The organism is Candidatus Rokuibacteriota bacterium, from assembly GCA_030647435.1.
In the GTDB taxonomy this organism is placed as follows: domain Bacteria; phylum Methylomirabilota; class Methylomirabilia; order Rokubacteriales; family CSP1-6; genus AR37.
Genome location: JAUSJX010000071.1, coordinates 1 through 3,718 on the forward strand (window position 1 = coordinate 1; position 3,718 = coordinate 3,718).

The 3,718-nt window shown below is 65.6% G+C and carries 6 protein-coding genes; all 6 read left to right on the forward strand.

Annotated elements, in window-relative coordinates:
- Nucleotides 1-215 (forward strand): PDZ domain-containing protein (locus Q7W02_12985; protein MDO8477083.1); only part of this gene is annotated, 215 nt, incomplete at its 5' end.
- 264 nt (nt 216-479) lie between these two features.
- Nucleotides 480-1,259, forward strand: a complete 780-nt coding sequence (locus tag Q7W02_12990; protein ID MDO8477084.1) for a hypothetical protein — start codon at nt 480-482, stop codon at nt 1,257-1,259.
- A 96-nt stretch (nt 1,260-1,355) separates the two neighbouring features.
- A complete protein-coding gene (locus Q7W02_12995; GenBank protein MDO8477085.1) occupies nt 1,356-1,526 on the forward strand; it encodes a hypothetical protein in 171 nt (56 codons plus the stop codon).
- Nucleotides 1,527-1,545: 19 nt separating this feature from the next.
- On the forward strand, nt 1,546-2,412 hold the full coding sequence (locus Q7W02_13000) for an LLM class F420-dependent oxidoreductase (GenBank protein MDO8477086.1): 867 nt from the start codon (nt 1,546-1,548) through the stop codon (nt 2,410-2,412).
- A 41-nt stretch (nt 2,413-2,453) separates the two neighbouring features.
- On the forward strand, nt 2,454-3,356 hold the full coding sequence (locus Q7W02_13005) for an LLM class F420-dependent oxidoreductase (protein ID MDO8477087.1): 903 nt from the start codon (nt 2,454-2,456) through the stop codon (nt 3,354-3,356).
- 35 nt (nt 3,357-3,391) lie between these two features.
- The coding region (locus tag Q7W02_13010; GenBank protein MDO8477088.1) for a transposase at nt 3,392-3,718 on the forward strand (327 nt) is incomplete at its 3' end.

The following is a 3,718-nucleotide window of genomic DNA, read 5'->3' on the forward strand; positions in this document are numbered from 1 at the left end:
CGACCCAGGGCCTCGTGGTCCAGCGTGTCGAGGAGGGCAGCCCCGCCGCCGACGCGGGCTTCGAGCGCGGCGACGTGATCGTGGAAGTGGACAAGAAGCCTATCAAGAGCGTGGCCGAGCTCCGCGAGTCCGTGGACAAGCGCGCCAAGGGCAAGCCGATGCTCTTCCGGATCCAGCGTCAGGACGCGAGCCTCTTCCTCACCGTCACCGTCTAGCGGTCCAGCTCAGCGGACCCGCCGTCGCTGCGAAGCGCCGGCGGGTCCCCGTAGCGCGCCGTCACGCGCGTACGTCAGTGCCAGGCTAACCTGTCTCTCCCGTCCTGCGAGGGTCGTCAGGGTCTCTCCGTGCTGTATCGTTTTCTGAGCACTGGCGCGTTTCGCCGTCAGCGTTACGCAGGAGCGTGGACTTCCCCACGTGGCGCTACGAACCCCGCTGTGATAAGGAAGACCCTTGGGGAAAAACCTCGGGTGAGGCGGGTCATGACTGAGAACGGGCTTCATGTTATCTACGCTCACCGGCAAAGGAGGCATGGGATGGAGACATCTAGACTCGATACCCCGGTTCCGGGGGCGGCGCCAAGATGGCAGCTCACGGCACCGGAGTCGTATGTGCTCCTGAACGGTCCGCGGGCGAGCGGTGTAGAGGCCTTCAAGAAGGGGCTGCTCGAGCTCGTCGCTCGTGGTGTGCGGATCAAGGACTTGCCAAAGTCCGCGCGCGACCGCGGCATGCCAGTGAAGGGCTACACACGCGGAGTGGTAGTGCCCGCGCTGATGGAGCGCGGGCTCTATCGGCGCGAGGAATACAGGGTGCTGGGACTGTTTCCAATCACGAGGTACGTGGAGACCGCCACGGGGGCGGCCGCCAGGGCCGAGCTCGAAGCCTTGATGAAGACCGTTGACCGCGACTTCGGCGCGTCCGTCGAGCGAGACCCGAGGCAAGCGCTCGCGCTCGTGGGCATGCTCGGCTCGGCCGTCGTGTTGATGAACCCGTTCTTCCCCGACCTCGAGCGGCTCAGCCAAGTGCTTCGCAAAGGCATGGGAAACAAGAGCCCGAGCGGTGGATTCGAGCTGTATGTATCCAACCTCGATCTCGACTCTTTCGACTTCGACGTGGGTGCCCTCGACAGCCTGGACGGGCATTCGATGCCATCGGCGATATGGGCGATGGCGACGGCGATGGTGGCGACGGCGGCGGAGGCGGCGACTGAGCCGTTAGGCACGATCGGCCCGCAATGCGATGACGCGAAATCCTCTACCTGACAAGGGGGGAAGAGCTGTGACAAGGAGGGAAGAGCTTGGGCAGCGGGGCGCCATGACTGAGAACGGGCTTCATGTTATCTACGCTCGGCCGACGCGGTGATCGCCCGGGGCGCCACGGCGACGATCCGCCGGCACATCGACGAGCACTGGGCGGCCGGCGCCGGCCATGTCTGCATCCAGGCGCTCAACCCCAACGAGGCCAGGCCAGCGCTGCCCGACGAGCAGCTCCTCGCCGCCCTCGCGCCGAAGGCCCAACCGTGCCAATAGCACACGAGGAGAAAGCGCCATGAAGTATGGGGTCGTGTTTCCCCAGACGGAGTTTGGGAACGATATCCAGGCCATCAAGGACTACGCGCAGGCGGCCGAGGGGCTCGGCTATGACTACCTGCTCGTCTACGACCACGTGCTCGGGGCTCACCCCAGTCGTGAGCCGAAGCTGACGGGGCCGTACACGTACGAACATCCGTTTCATGAGCCCATGGTGTTCTTCGGATTCCTTGCTGCGATCACCACGAGACTCGAGCTCGTCACCGGCATTCTCATCCTGCCGCAGCGTCAGACGGCCCTTGTGGCCAAGCAGACCGCGGAGGTCGACGTCCTGAGTGGAGGCCGCCTGCGCCTCGGCATTGGGATTGGCTGGAACTACGTCGAGTACGACGCGCTCGGCGAGTCGTTTCAGACGCGCGGGCGTCGCGTTGAAGAACAGATCGAAGTCCTCCGCAAGCTCTGGACCCAGCCGCTCGTCACTCACAAGACCGCGCACCACGTGATTGACAATGCCGGGATCAATCCGCTGCCCGTTCGACGTCCCATCCAGGTCTGGCTCGGGGGTGCCGCGGAGCCCGTGCTCAGGCGTGCCGCGCGGATCGGGGACGGCTGGATGCCGGCCGGGAGACCGCCTGACGATCGCATGAAAGCTTACGTGGACCAACTCCATGGGTATCTGGAGGCCGCCGGTCGCGATCCCAAGCAGTTTGGCATCGACCCCTGGATCAGCATTCAAGGGCTGGACAAGGACGAATGGCGCCGCCGCGTGGAAGCGTGGCGCACCCTGGGGGCCACGCACGTGGCCGTGGATACAATGCGCGCCGGCTTTACCTCGCCGACGGCACACATGGCCGCGATCCGGTCCTTCCGGGAGGTGCTGAGCTAGGGCCGCGAAACCGTCACGACTCCACCGGTTCGGCGGCGTCGATGCGCTTCGGCGTGACCATACCCAACAACTGGGGCATCGCCGATCCTTTGCAAGTGCTGGCCATGGGGCCACTCGCCGAGGCATTGGGCTACGACTCCGTCTGGGTCATGGACCATCTGTTGAACAGCGGTTACATCCGAGAACGCCTCGACGACAAGCCGTACTATCATCCCCTCGCCACGCTGTCGTACCTGGCGGCAACCACGAAGCGCGTCACTCTGGGCACCTCCGTGCTGGTCCTGCCCTACCACAATCCTGTGGAGCTCGCGAAATACACCGCGAGTCTGGATCAGATGTCGGGCGGGCGCGTGATCCTGGGTGTTGGCGCCGGGGCGATGGCCGAGGAGTTCGAGGCCTTGGGAGTGCCCTTCCGCCAGCGCGGCGCGCTCACGAACGAGTGCATGGCGATCATGAAGGAGCTGTGGACCAAGGCCGATCCCCGCTATCGCAGCGCGCGCTGGAACCTGGCCGGCTTCAAGTTCGCCCCCAAGCCTCTGCAGCAGCCCTCTATTCCTCTCTGGGTTGGTGGGTCGAGTCCAGGCGCCTTGCGGCGTGCCGCCACGATCGGTGACGGGTGGCATCCCACCGGCATATCTCCGGACGACTTCAGTGCGGGGCGAGAGGAAGTGCGGAAACTGGCGACGGCGCCGGGACGCGACCCGGATACCCTGACCATGTCCATGCGGGTGGAAGTGGAAGTGAGCGGGCGGGCGTCGAGCCAGCGCGCGGCGGGCCGCGCGCGCCTCCCCGGCGACAGCGCAGACCAGATGATCGCCGGCATTCAAGCCTACCAGCGTGCCGGTGTCGAGCACATCGTGCTGGCCTTGAACTCGGGGGAGATGGCGCGCATCACGGCGCTGATGGCAGACATCGCCGAGAAGGTCATGCCGCAGTGCCGTTAGGCTCCTGACAAGACCCCAACCCGAGGAGGGCCTACGTGCTGAGGCCGCCACTGGCCGAAAACCGCCTCCGGCGCCTTGCCGACGGTCGAGTGCGGCTGGAGCTCAAGCGCCCCTGGAGCGACGGGACGGCGTATCTGCGCTTCGAGCCGGTGGAGTTTCTCGAGAAGCTGGCGGCTTTGACGCCGCGGCCCGAGATCACCCTGGTGCTCTATCACGGGGTGCTGGCCCCCCGCGGTGTAGTGACATTGTGCATCCTTTCGTCAAATACCTGGAATCTCGAGGTTGTGTACATCGGCGATGCGACTCCCTGGGCGACGCCTACGCCCCTGGACCACCTCCTTTGCGGCGGTGCGAATGGCGTC

What these genes read in the sequence shown, in the direction of transcription:
- Q7W02_12990 (MDO8477084.1), top strand. Translation starts at nt 480, where the DNA reads ATGACTGAGAACGGGCTTCATGTTATCTACGCTCACCGGCAAAGGAGG.
- Q7W02_13000 (MDO8477086.1), top strand. Translation starts at nt 1,546, where the DNA reads ATGAAGTATGGGGTCGTGTTTCCCCAGACGGAGTTTGGGAACGATATC.
- Q7W02_13005 (MDO8477087.1), top strand. Translation starts at nt 2,454, where the DNA reads ATGCGCTTCGGCGTGACCATACCCAACAACTGGGGCATCGCCGATCCT.